The sequence below is a fragment of the Bacillus haynesii genome (genome assembly GCF_001969855.1).
Classification (GTDB): domain Bacteria; phylum Bacillota; class Bacilli; order Bacillales; family Bacillaceae; genus Bacillus; species Bacillus haynesii.
The window spans coordinates 52,326-68,686 of the sequence record NZ_MRBL01000020.1 but is presented as its reverse complement, the minus strand read 5'-3'; the positions used below and the strand labels follow the sequence as shown (position 1 = coordinate 68,686).

The following is a 16,361-nucleotide window of genomic DNA, read 5'->3' as shown; positions in this document are numbered from 1 at the left end:
TTCTATCTGGAGAATATGCATACTAACAATATTTGGTTGGAGGCTGACAACATGAACATCGGAAAATTAAGCAAGTATTTCTTGTCCCTTGCCATTGCCCTCGCGACGATTTCGTCCTTTCATGCCATCTCTGTAAATGCTGCATCAGTTGGTACCATTAAACCAAGCGAATGCTCAACTCACATCCTCACCGTATACGACGAAACTGTTGGCATTGGCGGTTCCGGCCGTGCACATTTTTATTGCGGCAGTATAAATGGAGGTCCGCAAATTGAATTTTCGGACGACGATTTAGAGGTTGCGGTCGATGATCCCTTTATTCTTCATGCATATCCTAATCCGAACATGAACTCGGTAGACTACGAAGGACGCCAAAAGGGAGATGCGGAGGTAACGATTTATTGGAAAAACAAGCCGGAGGGCACCAAATACACATTTTTATTGGTGCAAATCAAATAATTACTGCATAAGGTTTGGCGGTGCTCCGGAGATCGCCGGCTGAGCATTTAAGCGGATCACACAATAGCCGTTTTACACGGCACGCATTTTAAGAACTCTTCAAATTCGGAGGGTTCTTTACATTTTTATTCATTGTTTGGTTGCACGTTGTGTTGAGCTACGATGGTATTAACCATATCCAGCAACGTTACACTGGCGATGATGCAGGTATAATCGGTAGAATAAGAAAAGCAAGAGATCATCCTCAAAAGGAAGGAACAATGAAAAAATCATGATGTTTTTATTCATTTTCATCATCGTAGTATGTGCCGCTGCTTTATTGTTCATCAATTTACACCCCGTGTTTGGGGGCAATCCAAGCAAAGAACAAAAAAAGCTGTATCAAAGCTTTGACAATTATACCGATGGCAAATTTGTCAATCAAGCTCCGGCAAAGATGGATATGGGCGGAATTTCGGGGGTTTTCTCGATGATGAGAGACGCTGTTTCCGGCGGTAAGGAACGCAACCCTTCCGGACAAATTCCTGTTTCTGAGATTGATTGGAACATCGTTAAAAGTAACGAAGACAGCTTAACGTGGTTTGGACATTCCGCTTTTTTATTGAGCATCGATCGCAAAAAAATACTCGTAGACCCTATGCTGGGTCCAATTGCTTCACCCGTATCATTTATCGGAAGCAGACGCTACAGCGAAGACATCCTGCACATGGTCAATGATATGCCGCCGATTGACGCCGTCTTGATTACACATGACCATTATGATCACTTAGATTATCCATCCATCTTAAAGCTGAAGGAAAAGGCCGGTCATTTCTTCGTTCCTTACGGAGTCAGCGCACACTTGATTCGGTGGGGAGTTGAAAAAGAAAAAATCACCGAACTCAATTGGTGGGATGAAACGGAGTTTCAAGGTTTGACGATAGCCTTGACACCGTCGAAACACTTTTCGGGAAGAGGAATGTTGAATCGAAATACGACCCTGTGGGGCGGCTGGGTCATCCTCGGAAAACATACGCGTTTTTATACGAGCGGTGACGGGGGATATGATAAACACTTTAAGGAAATCGGCAAAAAATACGGCCCTTTTGATCTTACATTAATGGAGGGCGGTCAATATGACAGACGCTGGTCCGGGATTCATATGACACCTGAACAATCTGTACAGGCCCACAAAGATGTAAAAGGAAAGAATATGATGTTGATTCATTGGGGGGCCTTTACCCTCGCATACCACGGCTGGAAAGAGCCGATTGAACGCGCATTGAAAGAGGCCGAGAAAAAAGACGCCAACATGATCGCTCCAGTGATTGGCGCAACGGTTCTGTTAAACGGACAATACTCGCTTCCCGAGTCCTTTTGGTGGGATATGTAAGCAGGTCGTTTATCCGTATGCAAGGCACTCCCTTTGCAAATCTAAAAAAAGCCGTTTCCAGCGTAGACTGGTGACGGCTTTTTCTCTGTTTTATTTGGCTGCAAACTTTTTAGTCTGCATCCCTTTAATCATGAGTGAATTTTTTTGAAAGAAACTTGATTATGTTAAATATCCAATAGGCAATTGCCCCTGTTACGATGCCATATAATGCGCTCACTACAAGGATTGCTGTTATAACACTTACATACCCCATAGCTGTTTGTTCTGGTATTACAGCTATATTCCACAAGTGAACGAGAGCAAGGAATCCTGTGATTATACTACTCACCCAAACAAAAATCTTAGACTTGAACAAAACTATTTCACCCTCCCGCTTCTTTCAACTTTTCCTTTGTTATTACAAGTGATTGTGTTTGTGATATGCCATTCCTGCATAATAATATCAAAGCCCTTGAATGCGAATCCTGTAAAAAAATTTCCTTCGGCATAGGCTTGCGCTTTATTGCCTGGAACACTTCTGGTTCCTTTTTTCCAGTTTTCAACTCTCCACAACGATGTTGTCCCTCGTTTATAATATGCAGAAGTCTGATGTGCTCTTGGAGATTTGCCGCCATACGTGAAATATGCGGCATTATGAACCTTAAACAATTCTATTCCAAACATGTTTTTTGCTCTGTAAACTAGCTTATGTTCTTTTGTCCTCGCCTTGACCTGAAACTTGTTTTCAACAATTGGGGTTTCGCTCACTGAAGTAATAAAATAGGTTGGAGAATCAGTAAGGACAAGTTTTATGCCATTTCCTAAATCATGCTCACTGAAGTTTCCCTCATCAATATTACTCAGTATGTAGTTGTCAATATCTATTGTATCACCGGAGGTTGCATTAGGGAGCACAGTTTTTTCTTTTTTATAAAAATTTATCAAGTGTTCTTCGTTTACCGGATTATCTTTGAAGTATTGAGTGGAAAATTCATCTGCTTCATCATCGTTTTTAGGAGATAGTTTTTTCATAGATTGTATGAAATCTTCTTGAGTTTTCAATATTACTTCCTTTGCCACAACATATTTGTCTTTCCCCTCTACTGCTGATGCGTAAGGAATCATTGAAAAAATCAGCACGACACCTAAGAACATAGCAACACTTTTTTTAAACACAAAACCACTCCTTTGTTTTATGAATCATTACCAGGATAACACTAATAAATTCAAAATCAAGGGTTAACTTGAAAAATATTACATATCAGACTAACATCTATAACCTGTTTTGAGATTCATCAAATTCATGCTAAAAAAGTGTCTTGCATCACGTTTTTGGTCTGTTCGAATTAATGCCTGTCAAAGACCAACAGGCAGGGGCGAACCGGAGGGCAGGGAAGGCGGATTGGCAGGTAAAATAGTAGGAGTCTAACACCACTTTCGTGAGGATCGGCGTCTCCCAGAAACCATTATTAGAAAATGAGAATTTGAAGAAGGTGACTTCCGAGTGGTTAAAGAAGATTTCGTTGTCCGCATTCCGGACAGCCTGAACTTGGATGTTGCAAGCCCGCTCTTGTGTGCAGGCATCACCACGTACTCTCCTTTGAAGCATTGGAACGCAGGCCCCGGCAAGAAAGTTGCCGTTGTGGGAATGGGGGGACTCGGCCACGTCGCCATCCAATTCGCGCATGCCATGGGAGCAGAAGTAACGGTCTTGAGCCGCTCTTTGAATAAACAGGAAGAAGCCTTGCGTTTTGGCGCAGACCATTACTATGCAACTAGTGATCCTGCCGTATTCACTAAACTGGCCGGCCGTTTTGACCTTATTTTAAACACGGTGTCTGCCAATCTGGACGTTGATGCATATTTATCGCTTCTTCGCGTAGATGGAACACTTGTTAACGTCGGCGCACCGGCTGAACGGGATCAGTACAGTGTGTTTTCCTTAATCATGGGCCGCCGCAGCATTGCAGGTTCACTTGTCGGCGGCATACGGGAGACACAAGAGATGCTTGATTTCGCTGCTGAGCACGGCATAGCTCCGCAAATTGAGGTCATCGGAGCTGACCAAGTAGATGAAGCGTATGAGCGCGTCCTTACAAGCGATGTGCGTTATCGATTCGTGATTGATGTCTCTACTTTGTAAATCATATTTAATACCAGATAGGCCAGTCATTCCATTTGACTGGTCTCTTTTCTTAGCTTTTGCCCCGCATGACCCGGCAATTTCAGCCGAGCGAATGAGATACCATTCTATATATCTCCTTGTTCAGTACAGAGCAGAGTGCCGAACGGGGATTGAATGCAGCTTATGCAACAAGGGATCGGGGCCGAGGCGTCCTGCCATCAATTAGATTTCCTTACCGCTCTCATAATGACATATACGATGCCGAATACTATTAATACCGAAATGATTGCAGGTCCTAATGGCATTTCACAACCTCCCAAAGTGAATTTGCTTTCCATTATTATTTTTACATGTTGTAACAAACTTGTAAATCAATTTCAAAGAAAGAGCATGCCGTAATTATATACAGACTTAACCTTTGACAATACGAGTAACAGCTACTATAGTAGGATAGTACTTTTATTTAATATTTACTGATAATTCAGGACATTTATTTTGAAAATTTTTATCGTACTACACTGCTGACTACTAAAAACGCACTAATAGCTTAACCCGAATCGGAGGACTCATCATGGCAAAAAAAATTCCTTTTTCATTTATCCTAATCATAGGATTAATGCTATTTGCATTATTTTTCGGTGCAGGAAATCTCATTTTCCCGCCTATGCTTGGTCAGATGGCCGGAGAGAATGTATGGACAGCCAATGCAGGATTCTTGGTGACCGGAGTCGGATTGCCATTGCTCGCCATTACGGCATTCGTTTTTTCAGGAAAAAATGACTTGCAGTCTCTGGCCAGTCGTGTGCATCCGTTGTTCGGCATTGTATTTACAACGGTTCTCTATTTAGCAATCGGCCCTTTTTTCGCGATTCCCAGATCCGGCAATGTGTCGTTTGAAATAGGGGTTAAACCTTTTTTATCAAATGATGCGGCCCCTGTTGCCTTAATCATATTTACCGTATTATTTTTCACAGTGGCATGCTTGCTGTCCCTGAATCCAACTAAAATTATCGATGTAATCGGAAAATTTCTAACTCCTATTAAATTAACATTTATCGGATTGCTCGTTGTTACGGCTATTATTCACCCAATTGGAAGCTTTCAAGCTCCGTCTGAAGGATATGCATCACACGTATTTTTTAAAGGGTTCAAAGAAGGTTACTTTACACTTGATGCCCTTGTCGCTTTTGTATTTGGAATCATCATTGTGAACGCCATGAAAGAGAAGGGAGCGGTCTCCAAAAAACAGCTCATGATCGTTTGTGCAAAATCAACGGCGATTGCAGCGGCGCTCTTGGCTCTGATCTATTCAGCACTTTCATATATGGGGGCTTCCAGCGTTGAAAAACTGGGTCTTTTAGAAAATGGAGCCGAGGTTTTGGCAAAGGTTTCATCCTATTATTTCGGACCATATGGTTCCGTTTTTTTGGGCTTAATGATTACGGTAGCATGTCTGACAACAAGTGTGGGACTCATCACAGCATGCTCTTCATTTTTCCACGGCTTGTTTCCAAACATCTCCTATAAAAAGATCGCTGTCATCTTATCAATGTTCAGCACCCTTGTAGCAAATATAGGATTAACACAGCTGATTAACGTTTCAATGCCGGTTTTAACAACTTTGTATCCCATTGCGATTTCTTTAATATTCTTAACATTTTTACATCCCCTATTTAAAGGGAAGAGGGAAGTGTATCAAGGCAGTCTGATATTGACCTTTATCATCAGTCTGTTTGACGGCCTGAATGCTGCCGGACTAAAAATTGCAGCTATTAATCATTTTTTCAATCAGTTTCTCCCGATGTATGACATCGGATTAGGCTGGGTGCTTCCTTCGATTTTAGGAGGAATAGGCGGCTATCTCATTCATAGACTGCGGACGAAAAATCATACAAGGTACGCGTAAAAGCTGAATTAACTCATAAACATAGAGGCAACCCTGGAATCATAGGGGATGCCTTTTTTAAATGCTTTCGAGTGTTTGCGATGGTTTTCCATAAATGGATATTCTATAATTGAGTTAGTTATCCATTTTCAATAGAAAAGAGTGCTGAGTATGAGAATATGGTATTTTATTTTATCAGCGTGTATTTTAGTTTCTGTTATCATCGCTTTTAATGACGATAAGACCGGAGCAAAAGAAGCAGAACCGGCTAACAGCTTGTATGTTGCCCCAAATGGAAATGATCAAAATGAAGGAACGAAAGAAAAACCGTTCCGAACTCTGGGACATGCAGCAAAAAAAGCTGTCCCCGGCACAACTGTCATGATTCGGGAAGGCACGTATCATGAAACAATTGATGTAAAAGAGAGCGGGTCGGCTGAAAAACCTATCACGTTTCAAAACTACGAAAATGAAAAAGTCGTCATCAGCGGAGAATCTGTTAAGGACGCGGAATATGAAACACCGCTCATTCATATTCACAATCAACAATACATCACAATCAGCGGCCTGACAATTCAAGATCTTTCCGTTTCATCGGAAGAAGCAACCGCCATGGGAATTTATGTGTCAGGCTCCAGCAGCCATATCACCATTAAGAATAATCACGTCCGCGATATAAAAACAACAGCGGATGATGGCAATGCCCACGGAATTGCCGTCTATGGATCCGGCAGCATGAAAGACATTAAGATCGAGGACAATACGGTTGAAAAGCTGACACTCGGAGCGAGTGAAGCGGTTGTGCTGAACGGAAACATTGACGGTTTCACGATCAGAGGCAGTGTCGTTCGCGACAATAACAACATTGGAATTGATCTGATCGGTTATGAAGGAACGGCCGCTCAAAACGATTTTGTTCGCAACGGGACCGTAGAAAACAATACAGTTTACAATAACTCCACTTACGGAAATCCTGCCTATGGAGATGACTACTCAGCAGGCGGAATATATGTTGACGGAGGACAAAGTATTGACATTAAGAAAAACACAGTCTACGGCAACGATATCGGAATTGAAGCAACGTCTGAACATAAAGGGAAATATGCTGATGATATTCAAATAACCGACAACACGGTATATAAGAATGCGTACACGGGCATTTCTATCGGAGGATACGACAAAAAGCGGGGAGGCACCAGCCATTCTGTCATTGCACACAATATTATTTACCGCAATGATACAAAGGGGCTGGATGGCGGACAGCTTTTGCTCCAGTATGACACAAAAACCAATACAATCGAAAAAAACATCATAACAGCAAGCGATTCGCGAATATTTATCGCAAACGATTTTACGAAAAATGAAGGAAACAAAGTGAATCATAACGTGTACCACAAGGAAGCCGGCAAAGACGGTCTATGGATTTGGAAGAAGAATGAATATGACTCGTTTTCGTCGTATCAAAACGCAACAAATCAAGATCATGAGTCGATTTATGCCGATCCGATGTATCGCGACGAGAAGTCTTATGACTTTACATTAGATCCGGATTCACCGGCTTGGCCGGTCATTAAATAATTTCATAGGAAAACAGGCTAAATTTATAAAGCATATGGAAGTTTAATGCCTGCACGCACCACAAAAGCTACTCTTTGAGAGTAGCTTTTTTATTTATTGGAAGATACCCTTTGCGACCCAACTTCTATCTGTCAACAGTCAGTTTAATCAAGTTTTATTTTTTAAATTCTGCTTATTAATAGCTTAAATTTTATAAAATTATATTTACAAACTGACCGTAGTCAGTTAAAGTGAATGCTTGAGAAGAAAAATAAAAACAGTGAGTGAGAGGTAGCCAAATGGAATTGAATGTAGAAAAAATAAATACTGCAAAAATATGGTCATTGTCATTTGTTTTTGTGACGCTTGCAAATGCTTTCTTGTTTATGGTATTTGAAATGTTATTGCCGACTTTGCCTTTGTTTGTGACGGCTATTGGAGGAGGGGCAAAACAAGTCGGCTATGTCACGGGTATTTTTATGATCTCTGCAATTGCTGTTCGTCCTTTTGCAGGGGCATTGGCTTTACGGTTCAATAAAAAATATTTGCTCATTTTAGGAATTGTGATCAGCGCTTTCTCAACAGGAGCCTATTACCTGGCGTCTGATGTCAGCGTTTTATTATTGATTCGCTTAATACATGGGGCCGGGTTTGGTTTGGCGACGACCTATTTTGCGACAATCGCAGCCGAAATTATCCCTAAAGAGCGAAGAGGGGAAGGAATTGGATATTTTGGAGTAGGTGAGACAATTGCAGTTTCCGTTGGACCGATGATCGGTATCGCGGCTCTGGAGCTTTATGATTTTCAAAGACTTTTTTTAGGCGGCATGTCCGTTCTTTTGCTGGCGGTACTTATGGCTGTTTTCGTGCGCAGACAGCCGGAAACAACTGGCACTGGCGAAAAGGGAACTGTAAAGTTAAAAGTATTGGAAAAACGTGTACTGTTTCCGTCAATACTTATTTTATTCGTTGGTATTGCTGCATCTGGAATTATGTCTTTCTTTTCGCTCTATGCAATTGAAAAGGGGTTTCATAGTGTCGGGATGTTTTTCTTTTTGATTGCAGGAGCCAGTTTTTTTATACGGCTTATTTCCGGCAGAACATTTGACCGATATGGAGCTGCCGCCATCCTGATTCCCGCCTCGCTATTTTCAATAGCAGGGCTGTCAATATTATATTTCGCACAAACAAATGCAATGTTTTTTACAGCGGCTATATGCTACGGTTTTGGATTCGGCTCAATTTTTCCCGCCATCCAAACATGGTGTATAAATCTTGTGGAAGAGCATGAACATGAGGATGCAATGGGAACGTTCTTTAACTTTTTCGATATGGGAATTGGCGGAGGCTCCTTATTATTAGGTTTGGTTGCAACGGTTTATTCCTATCGTGAGATCTATATTGCCGCTATTTTCATGTACCTGCTGTTTGTTTTATTATATATTTTATATATCTTCTTGAAGAGAAAAACAGCCTGAAAATGGAGGGGAGGACGCTATATTGACCAGAGAGAATATAAAGCGTACAGCGGTTCGCCAATTTAATGAATTGGGCTATGAGGGAGTCAAAATGTCGCATATTGCAAAAGAATTGGGAATCAGAAAACAATCTCTCGCTTATCATTTTTCATCAAAAAAAGAATTGCTGATGGAAATATACCCCGAGATTGTTGGAGAGGAAATTTCATTTATCAATGAATACTTCGATTCCCGAAAACATACGCCTGCAAAGAGTCAAATATATGACTTTTTAAAAGAAAACCAAGTCCGTTTTCATGCATTGCCAAATGTAGCTTTTTTGCAGGCCATGTCCTTTAAAGCGCCTGCTGAAGTAAGTGATTTTATTTCAGCCCAATACCTTTTATATTTGCATACTTTAAAAGAACGGATAGCGAATGTTTTCAAGGATTCGGATGTGAACTGTCCGCCGGAGAAGTGCGCGATAGGATTTATTACGCTTTATGACGGGCTTAACATTCAACTGGTGTACGAAAACAAACAATCATTTGAACGGTCTTTAGAGATCTCATTTGATATTTTTTGGCGCGGACTGTTGTAGATCACCCGATTTAGTTTAGAAAGTCGGAATCATGATTGTAAGTCAGATGTAATAGAGTCAGCAGGAAATGCAAAGGTTTTAAATTTAGGGAGCAACATTGCAGCCCTTATAACATTTATGTAATTCAGTTCTGTTAACTTCCAATTAAGAGAGGGAGGCGCTTAACTTATTGCCTCTCTTTTTCAAATCTTTTTCTAGTTTACATAATATATATTCTCGGAAGTTGAGGGTTAAAAAGAAATTCTGTCTCAATATCAAAGTATACTCAAGTTAGTGAGACAGAATAAAAATTTAGCGATACACTGAATATACGGCAATTTCTTTTCCCCATTTATGTATTGTTTTTTCTAAAGTCATCCCGATTCGTTCGGCTACTTTTCTGGACGGCAGATTTTTCGCATCAGGTAAAGATACGATTTTTTTCAGATGAAATGACTCAAATCCATATTGTTTGCATGCTGATGCTGCTTCGGTTGCATAGCCGTTTTTCCAGACGCTCCGTTTAAACAAATAGCCGATTTCCATTTCGTTCGATCCTTCGACTTCCTGTGGCACGATGCCGCATTGGCCTAAAAATTCGCCCGTTTGTTTATGTTCGGCAATCCACAGACCGGTTCCGTGTTTTTCATAGTTTTCAAGCGTCCTGTCGATCCATTGCAATGTCTGTTTTTCATTCTTTGTCGATGGATAATATTCCATGGCTATCGGATCAGAAAAGATTTCGAGCAGGTTTTCGGCGTCATCGCGCCTCATTTTTCGCAAAATAAGCCGGTCTGTCTTCATGATCATGTCTTTCATGCTTCTCCTCCCCCTTATTTTATTAATTATGGAGACGTTAATTCCTGATAAACCGTTTCTAATTCTTCTATCGTCAGATCTCCGTATGCGCATTTAATCACGGCATCTGCGAATTCATCATAGTCATCATCTGTTGAAAAGCCTTGCTGAAGCGTTTTGGCGTAAAGCTCGATTTGTTCCTTTCTCTTTTCAATGTCTTCCTCTTTGCCTGTGTAATCCGGTCCATTGATCGTGTCATAGTGTTCCTTGACAAGCATCATGTATTGCTGCAATGTTTCATTCATACATCCATCTCCTTTCATGTTTACAAAAATATTCCTCATTCCTTCCATTATAATATATACGAAAACGGACACCAAATCCGGTGTCCGTCAAAGTGCTGTTATTTAGGTTCAGTACCCCAAATCAGCTTTCCGTTCTCATACAACGTGATTTTTTTCGTATTTTTAAACGTGTTTAAATTCAAAAATGAATAGTCGCCGCTTTGGGCATAATTGCTCCAGTCGTCATTGTGAAGACGGATCTGGATTTCACCTGTACTTGCACCCGGCGCCAATGTACCATTTTTAAACCCTACTTCAAGATACGTGTCTGCTCCGTTTACCGCTTTTTTTAATTGGACGAATTTGTGTGTGATTTTGCTGCAGCCGATTTGGGCATAGTCGCAGTCAAAATTTTGTCCTTTGTGATTCGTTTTATACCAGTAGCGGACAGTGATTCGATTTAAAGAGACGGTTTTTTTGCTGTTGTTTTTAATGTTGAGCTGAGGGCGGATTTGGTTGCCGTTTACATTGTTGTCCCCCGCTCTGTATTGTACTGCTATCGTGTTAGCTGCAGCGCCGCTGTCTTGACCTGGTTTATCCTGATCCTTTTTTTGGTCTTTTTGATCTGACCCTTTCGAATTCGATCCAGAGTCTCCTGACGAACCGTTTGATCCGCTGCGGATATTTTCCCTGACGAATTTACCTGATGGGGACAAGTCGGATTGCGACCATCCTCCCTTTTTAGAAGCGCCGGGGTTTAAAGCTGCTGATGACTCTTGTTTATCAGACAAATTCCAGTTTACCCAGCTGATTTTTTTGCTGTCTAAATATTTTAGCCACTCCCTGGATTGGTCAAGGTAGACCCCGCCGTTTCCGGAAGCATCGCTCGTTCCCCATTCTGTGACGAAAATCGGCGCTCCTTTGCTGAGTGCATAATCGGCTTTATCCCGCAAAGACTGACCGTGCGTACCCGCATAAAAATGGAGCGCGTACATGACATTGCTGTCTTTTAGCTGATTGTCCGCCGCATCGTTGACATCCTGGCTCCAAGTGCCTGTCCCGACAATCACAATATTTTTCGGAGAATTTTTGCGGATCACGGACAGGATTTCTTCGGCGTAAGGCTTAATGTCGCGGTTCCAGTTGACATCGCCATTCGGCTCGTTGGCAATTTCAAAAATGACGTTTGGTGTCTTGCCGTAAAGGCTCGACATTTCTTTGAAAAACTCTTTAGCTTTCGCTTTGTTTTGGTTTGGGTTGCCATCGCTCAGTATGTGCCAGTCAATGATCACATAGATTCCGAGTTCTTTTGCCGCTTCGACGGCTTCCTTCACTTTGTTTTTAACCGACGGATTGTCAATATAGCCGCCTTCAGCTGTATACATGGCTGCGCGGAAAACATTGATGCCCCAGTCGTCTCTCAGCCATTTTAACGAGTCTTTGTTGACATAATCGCCATACCACTGCAGACCGTGAGAGCTGATTCCTTTCAGTTGAACCGCTTTTCCGTTTTGATTGACGAGCTGCGTACCTTTCAAGGTGAGCTGCCCGTTTACAGCAACGGGTGTTTTAGAAGCGGCAGACGCTTTAGGTGTTATGATACCGCTGATGCCGAGTGCCGCTACCATGAAACAAGCGATGAAGACAGAAATGGAACGTTTCATATATGACATTCTTTTTCCTCCAATGATGTTATTTTCCAAAAATACTTTTCTGACAGACATTTTTCACTCCTTTCTTGGCCTGTAGCACGAACTGATTGTAAAAAAACTATTCATCGATTGTCTATCAACCATATTTCTCGTTTTTTATCGCTTTAAAAATCTATCTATTTCCTCTTTTCTTATAAAATGGAAGGTCTGAGCGCTAATGTTTAAATGCTTAAAAAGTATGAACGGGGACTTTGCACATTCTTATTCTTTCAATTCGAAATTTTAAAAACCAGATTCGCTTCAAAATAACGCCTCCTCTCATCTTAAAAAGCGGCCGCCGGGAAAAAATCACCGTACAAAGTTCATAAAACCGACACGTTCTCCTCTGCTGTTTGTGTCACTTTATTGACAAAAAAATAAAACCATCCGCTTGGAATGGTTTACTTCTTTAAATCGGAGAAAAAGCCGACAAGTTTTGTTGCGACACCGACAAACGTTTCAAGAATCGCCTGTCCCCCGGCGACCGACAAAATCAAAATCAACGGGAATATCGCTTTTGGGACAATCAGATACCCGACAGCAATGATCAAAGCGCACCATATCCCTGCACACCAATAGCAATTCAGCAAATAGCCGAAGTTTGATTTCGGCACTTTTTTCGTTTCTACATGCCCTTGTTCATCAACCGTCTGCTTTTTCTTCATAAACGGTTTCCGGATAAACTCCGTGATCTTATCAAAAACAATTAAATGAGTTAACCGGTAACTGGCGAGAATCAGCATCGTAAATGTAAGCCAGGATATATGCTCCATTGCGGGCCTCCAACATGAAAAGTTATCTATAGCTATTTCCCAATTTCTTCTGACTTATTGCTTTTTCCGTCATTTTTTCAGAATGTGATGTAGATCACGATTTTCCTTCGGTGAACCCGTTACATTTAACCCATAGCATAAAAAACACTTCAGGAGGTTTTACAAATGGAAACAGTTTTTGATCAAAACACAAAAACGGGTGATATTGTTACCCATTTTCCAAGAGCCAGCCGGCTGCTGAAAGAATATCGCATCGACTTTTGCTGCGGGGGCAACCGTCCGATCGGTGAAGCGATAAAAGAACAGGATTTAAATGAAGAAGAGATCTTAGCTAGAATCAATACATTATATCAAGAGACAAAAGCATTAAACGCAAAAGAGACGAACTGGAGTGAAGCCCCGTATTCACAGCTGATCGACCATGTGATTCATACGCACCATGCTTACCTGTATGAGGTGCTTCCTGAACTGTCAGGCTTTGTTACAAAAGTATACCGGGTTCACGGCATCCATCATCCGGAGCTCGCCCAGGTCCATCAATTGTTCCATCAGCTGAAAACAGAACTCGAACATCATCTCTTCCAGGAAGAGGAACATATTTTCCCGAAAGTGATGGCTTATGAAGAGACGCGATCAATGGACCGCTTAGCGGAAGCGGTTCAGACGATCGACGTCCTTGAACAAGAGCATGAAGCCGCAGGCAGCATCCTGAAGGAACTGAGAAGAGTGGCCAATGACTATACCCTTCCTGAAGGGGCATGCACAACATATACACTGACTTACTTAAAGCTTGATGAATTGGAAACGGATCTTTTTCAGCACATTCACCTGGAAAACAATATTTTGTTCCCGCGGCTTGAAGCGGAAGCCAATCAATAAAACAAAAAGACAGAGGATTTTACTTCCTCTGTCTTTTTGTTTATCTATTCATCTGAAGCAATGTCTTTAACAGGCAGCGCTTCTCCTTCCCGATGCGTCGGTTTGCGGAGATGGAATAATGCTCTGATGCTGAATACAACCAAAATCACGATTCCGGCTAAAAAGATCGTATCCGGCACCGCCCTCCAAGTCAGCAGCGTTTGCACTGCATCCTGCTGTAAAAACTCAGGCGCCCTTGAGCTCCAGTACCCGTCTTCAAACGCTTTTTTCAATTGAAGAAAACCGACCGGCAGCAAATTGATAAACACCATTCCGAACAGGCCGATGTTCAGCGACCAGCAGGCTATTTTCAGCCATTTATCATTCCATGCTTCTTTTTTGGTGATATTGCGCAGCGTATACAGCCAGACAGCAATGGCAAACATGCCGTACACGCCCATCATCGCCCCGTGCCCGTGGGCAGGTGTCAAAAACTGCCCGTGCTCAAAATAGCTGACGGCAGGCAGGTTGATCAAAAAGCCCAATACCCCTGCACCGACCAGATTCCAGATCGCCGTTGAAATCAAGAACCAGAACGTTGCTTTATACGGGAAGTGATGTCCGCCGTCTTTCATCATCTTGTATTGTTCGTAAGCTTCCAATACAAGCAGGGTAAGCGGGATGACTTCCAGGCATGAAAAGACAGAACCGAGGCCGATCCAGACTTCGGAAGACCCGTTGTAATAGTAATGGTGTCCAATTCCGATGACACCGCTCCCCAGCAGGATCGTCAATTGAAAATAGAGCGTTCTGACAGTCGACTTTTTCGTCACCAGGTTCATTTGCACGAGCAAAAAGCCGATGACCACGACGGCAAAAACTTCAAAAATCCCTTCCACCCAAAGATGGATGATCCACCACCGCCAAAAATCCGACATTGTAATATTAGTGCCGGGATTAAAGAAAAAGGCTGCACCGTAAAACAGCGGAATGGCGATCGAAGAATAAAACAGCAGATGAATCAAACCGCCTTTATCAGACTCCCGCTTGAGGCCGCTCTTAATGCCTCTGAAGACGATAAACAGCCAAATCAGCATGCCGAGTGCAAGAATGACCTGCCAGAAGCGGCCGAGTTCAATATATTCCATTCCTTGGTGACCGAATAAGAACCAGTTGTTTCCTAAAAAGCCCTTTGCTCCGAGCCATTCGCCGGCCATGCTTCCGCCGACAAGGACGATCAGCGCCCAAAACAGAATGTCGACAAGCAGCCCCTGCCTTTTCGGCTCGCGTCCTCCGACAAGCGGCGCCGCATAAATGCCCATGCCGAGCCATGAAGTCGCAATCCAGAAGATCGCCAGCTGGAGGTGAAATCCCTTAGATATGCTGAATGGCAGCAGCTCCCTGATCCAATCGATCCCAAAAAAGCTGTCCGGCTCAATATAATAGTGGGCAAGCAAAGCTCCGAACATCGCCTGAACAAAAAACAGCAGCGACACAACGGCGAAATATTTTCCGGTTTTAACCTGTGAAGCCGTTAGCGGCTGTTTATCCAGATCAAATACCGGAAACGCCCCTTCCTGGTAAGCTTCTTTCATTCCAAGCTTGTAACGGTAAAACACAAATAAAATAATGCCGACAAATAAAATAAGGATGGTGACGCTTGCGCCGCTCCACCAAACGGCGGCGAATGACATCGTGTTGCCGGCATCTTCATCGTACGGCCAGTTGTTCGTATACGTAATGTCGTCGCCCGGCCTTAATGTACTGGAAAGCCATGCCGTCCAAAAGATAAAATCGGAGATCTGCGTGATTTGGTCTTCGCTGTCAACCCACGCCCTGTCACGTTTGGGCATGTGGCTTTCTTTAATTAAACCGGGCTCAAGCCCCCAGCCGTCTCCTTTGGTAAAGACTTTGCGGTAATGATCGCGCACTTGATGCAAGCCATAGACCTGCGCGTCTGTCAGCTTCAATGTATCTGATGCGCGATCATAACGGTTTTTTCTCATTTCGCGGATGACTTGATTCCGGATGATGGACTGCTCTTCATCTGAAAGATGTTTAAAGCGTTTGCCGTATTTCCTTTCCGCCTTAAAATCCTGCATCCCTTCCGTATAGATTTTCAGGGCTTCGGCCGTGTAATCAGGCCCCATATAAGATCCGTGCCCCAAAATCGTTCCATAGTCCATCAGCGCGTATTTTTGAAATACGGCCTGGCCGCCTGAAATGGACGATTTTGTCATGAGCACCTCTCCGTTTGGCCCGGACACTTCAACAGGTCTTGGTGCAAGTCCTTTGAAGATCCAATAGCCTCCTAAAAGCAGCACCGAAAAACTTACGATTAAAGTAAAGACGAGAACAGATTTCAAAAAACCGTTTTTTGATGCTTTTTTAACGGGCACCGTCTTTCTTTGAACTTCCATTGCGGTTCACTCCTTTTTTGATTTTGCATGTCCTAACATACTGGATATGCAGCATACCGGTTGTGAACCAGATCACTTAAATAATGGCGGATTTGTGAACAAAATAAAAAACAGGCTTTCCAT

Annotated in this window: 13 protein-coding genes and 1 pseudogene; 8 read left to right on the top strand and 6 right to left on the bottom strand. The window is 42.5% G+C overall.

Going from position 1 to position 16,361, the window contains the following annotated elements:
- The first annotated feature begins 51 nt into the window (after positions 1-51).
- Complete coding sequence (locus BTA31_RS17695; RefSeq protein ID WP_239693236.1) at positions 52-459, top strand: hypothetical protein; 408 nt, start codon at positions 52-54, stop codon at positions 457-459.
- A 271-nt stretch (positions 460-730) separates the two neighbouring features.
- Positions 731-1,831, top strand: a complete 1,101-nt coding sequence (locus tag BTA31_RS17690; protein WP_076793346.1) for an MBL fold metallo-hydrolase — start codon at positions 731-733, stop codon at positions 1,829-1,831.
- A 357-nt stretch (positions 1,832-2,188) separates the two neighbouring features.
- Here the strand turns inward: BTA31_RS17690 and BTA31_RS17680 are convergent, their stop codons facing one another.
- Positions 2,189-2,986 carry a hypothetical protein gene (locus tag BTA31_RS17680; RefSeq protein ID WP_076793345.1) on the bottom strand — a complete coding sequence of 266 codons (798 nt, stop codon included), beginning with the start codon at positions 2,984-2,986 and terminating at the stop codon, positions 2,189-2,191.
- A 328-nt stretch (positions 2,987-3,314) separates the two neighbouring features.
- On the opposite strand from BTA31_RS17680, the pseudogene BTA31_RS17675 reads away from it, so the two are divergent.
- The 5 genes and pseudogenes from BTA31_RS17675 to BTA31_RS17650 form a co-directional block, all read left to right on the top strand.
- Positions 3,315-3,953, top strand: a pseudogene (locus BTA31_RS17675) (NAD(P)-dependent alcohol dehydrogenase); the annotation flags it as partial.
- A gap of 553 nt (positions 3,954-4,506) precedes the next feature.
- The gene (brnQ, locus tag BTA31_RS17665; RefSeq protein WP_076793343.1) at positions 4,507-5,841 is read left to right on the top strand and encodes a branched-chain amino acid transport system II carrier protein; all 1,335 of its coding nucleotides are present in this window, start codon (positions 4,507-4,509) and stop codon (positions 5,839-5,841) included.
- A gap of 150 nt (positions 5,842-5,991) precedes the next feature.
- Entirely contained in the window at positions 5,992-7,398 is a 1,407-nt protein-coding gene (locus tag BTA31_RS17660) for a right-handed parallel beta-helix repeat-containing protein (protein ID WP_076793342.1), read from the top strand.
- 278 nt (positions 7,399-7,676) lie between these two features.
- Positions 7,677-8,855, top strand: coding sequence for an MFS transporter (locus BTA31_RS17655; RefSeq protein WP_043928176.1), 1,179 nt, complete (start codon positions 7,677-7,679; stop codon positions 8,853-8,855).
- Between the two features lie 22 nt (positions 8,856-8,877).
- Positions 8,878-9,435 (top strand): TetR/AcrR family transcriptional regulator, encoded by a 558-nt coding sequence (locus tag BTA31_RS17650; protein WP_076793341.1) that lies wholly within the window; start codon positions 8,878-8,880, stop codon positions 9,433-9,435.
- A gap of 291 nt (positions 9,436-9,726) precedes the next feature.
- On the opposite strand, the gene BTA31_RS17645 is transcribed toward BTA31_RS17650, so the two are convergent.
- The 4 genes from BTA31_RS17645 to BTA31_RS17630 form a co-directional block, all read right to left on the bottom strand.
- Entirely contained in the window at positions 9,727-10,233 is a 507-nt protein-coding gene (locus tag BTA31_RS17645; protein WP_076793340.1) for a GNAT family N-acetyltransferase, read from the bottom strand.
- A 26-nt stretch (positions 10,234-10,259) separates the two neighbouring features.
- Positions 10,260-10,517: a YnfE family protein gene (locus BTA31_RS17640; RefSeq protein WP_076793339.1), complete on the bottom strand. Its 258-nt coding sequence runs from the start codon at positions 10,515-10,517 to the stop codon at positions 10,260-10,262.
- A gap of 98 nt (positions 10,518-10,615) precedes the next feature.
- The gene (locus BTA31_RS17635; protein ID WP_076793391.1) at positions 10,616-12,160 is read right to left on the bottom strand and encodes a cellulase family glycosylhydrolase; all 1,545 of its coding nucleotides are present in this window, start codon (positions 12,158-12,160) and stop codon (positions 10,616-10,618) included.
- Positions 12,161-12,588: 428 nt separating this feature from the next.
- Positions 12,589-12,960, bottom strand: a complete 372-nt coding sequence (locus BTA31_RS17630; protein WP_003182336.1) for a DUF1360 domain-containing protein — start codon at positions 12,958-12,960, stop codon at positions 12,589-12,591.
- 165 nt (positions 12,961-13,125) lie between these two features.
- Here BTA31_RS17630 and ric point away from each other — a divergent pair, with 165 nt between their 5' ends.
- A complete protein-coding gene (ric, locus tag BTA31_RS17625; RefSeq protein WP_076793338.1) occupies positions 13,126-13,839 on the top strand; it encodes an iron-sulfur cluster repair di-iron protein in 714 nt (237 codons plus the stop codon).
- A gap of 44 nt (positions 13,840-13,883) precedes the next feature.
- Here the strand turns inward: ric and BTA31_RS17620 are convergent, their stop codons facing one another.
- Positions 13,884-16,238 carry a nitric-oxide reductase large subunit gene (locus BTA31_RS17620; RefSeq protein ID WP_076793337.1) on the bottom strand — a complete coding sequence of 785 codons (2,355 nt, stop codon included), beginning with the start codon at positions 16,236-16,238 and terminating at the stop codon, positions 13,884-13,886.
- Positions 16,239-16,361 lie beyond the last annotated feature (123 nt).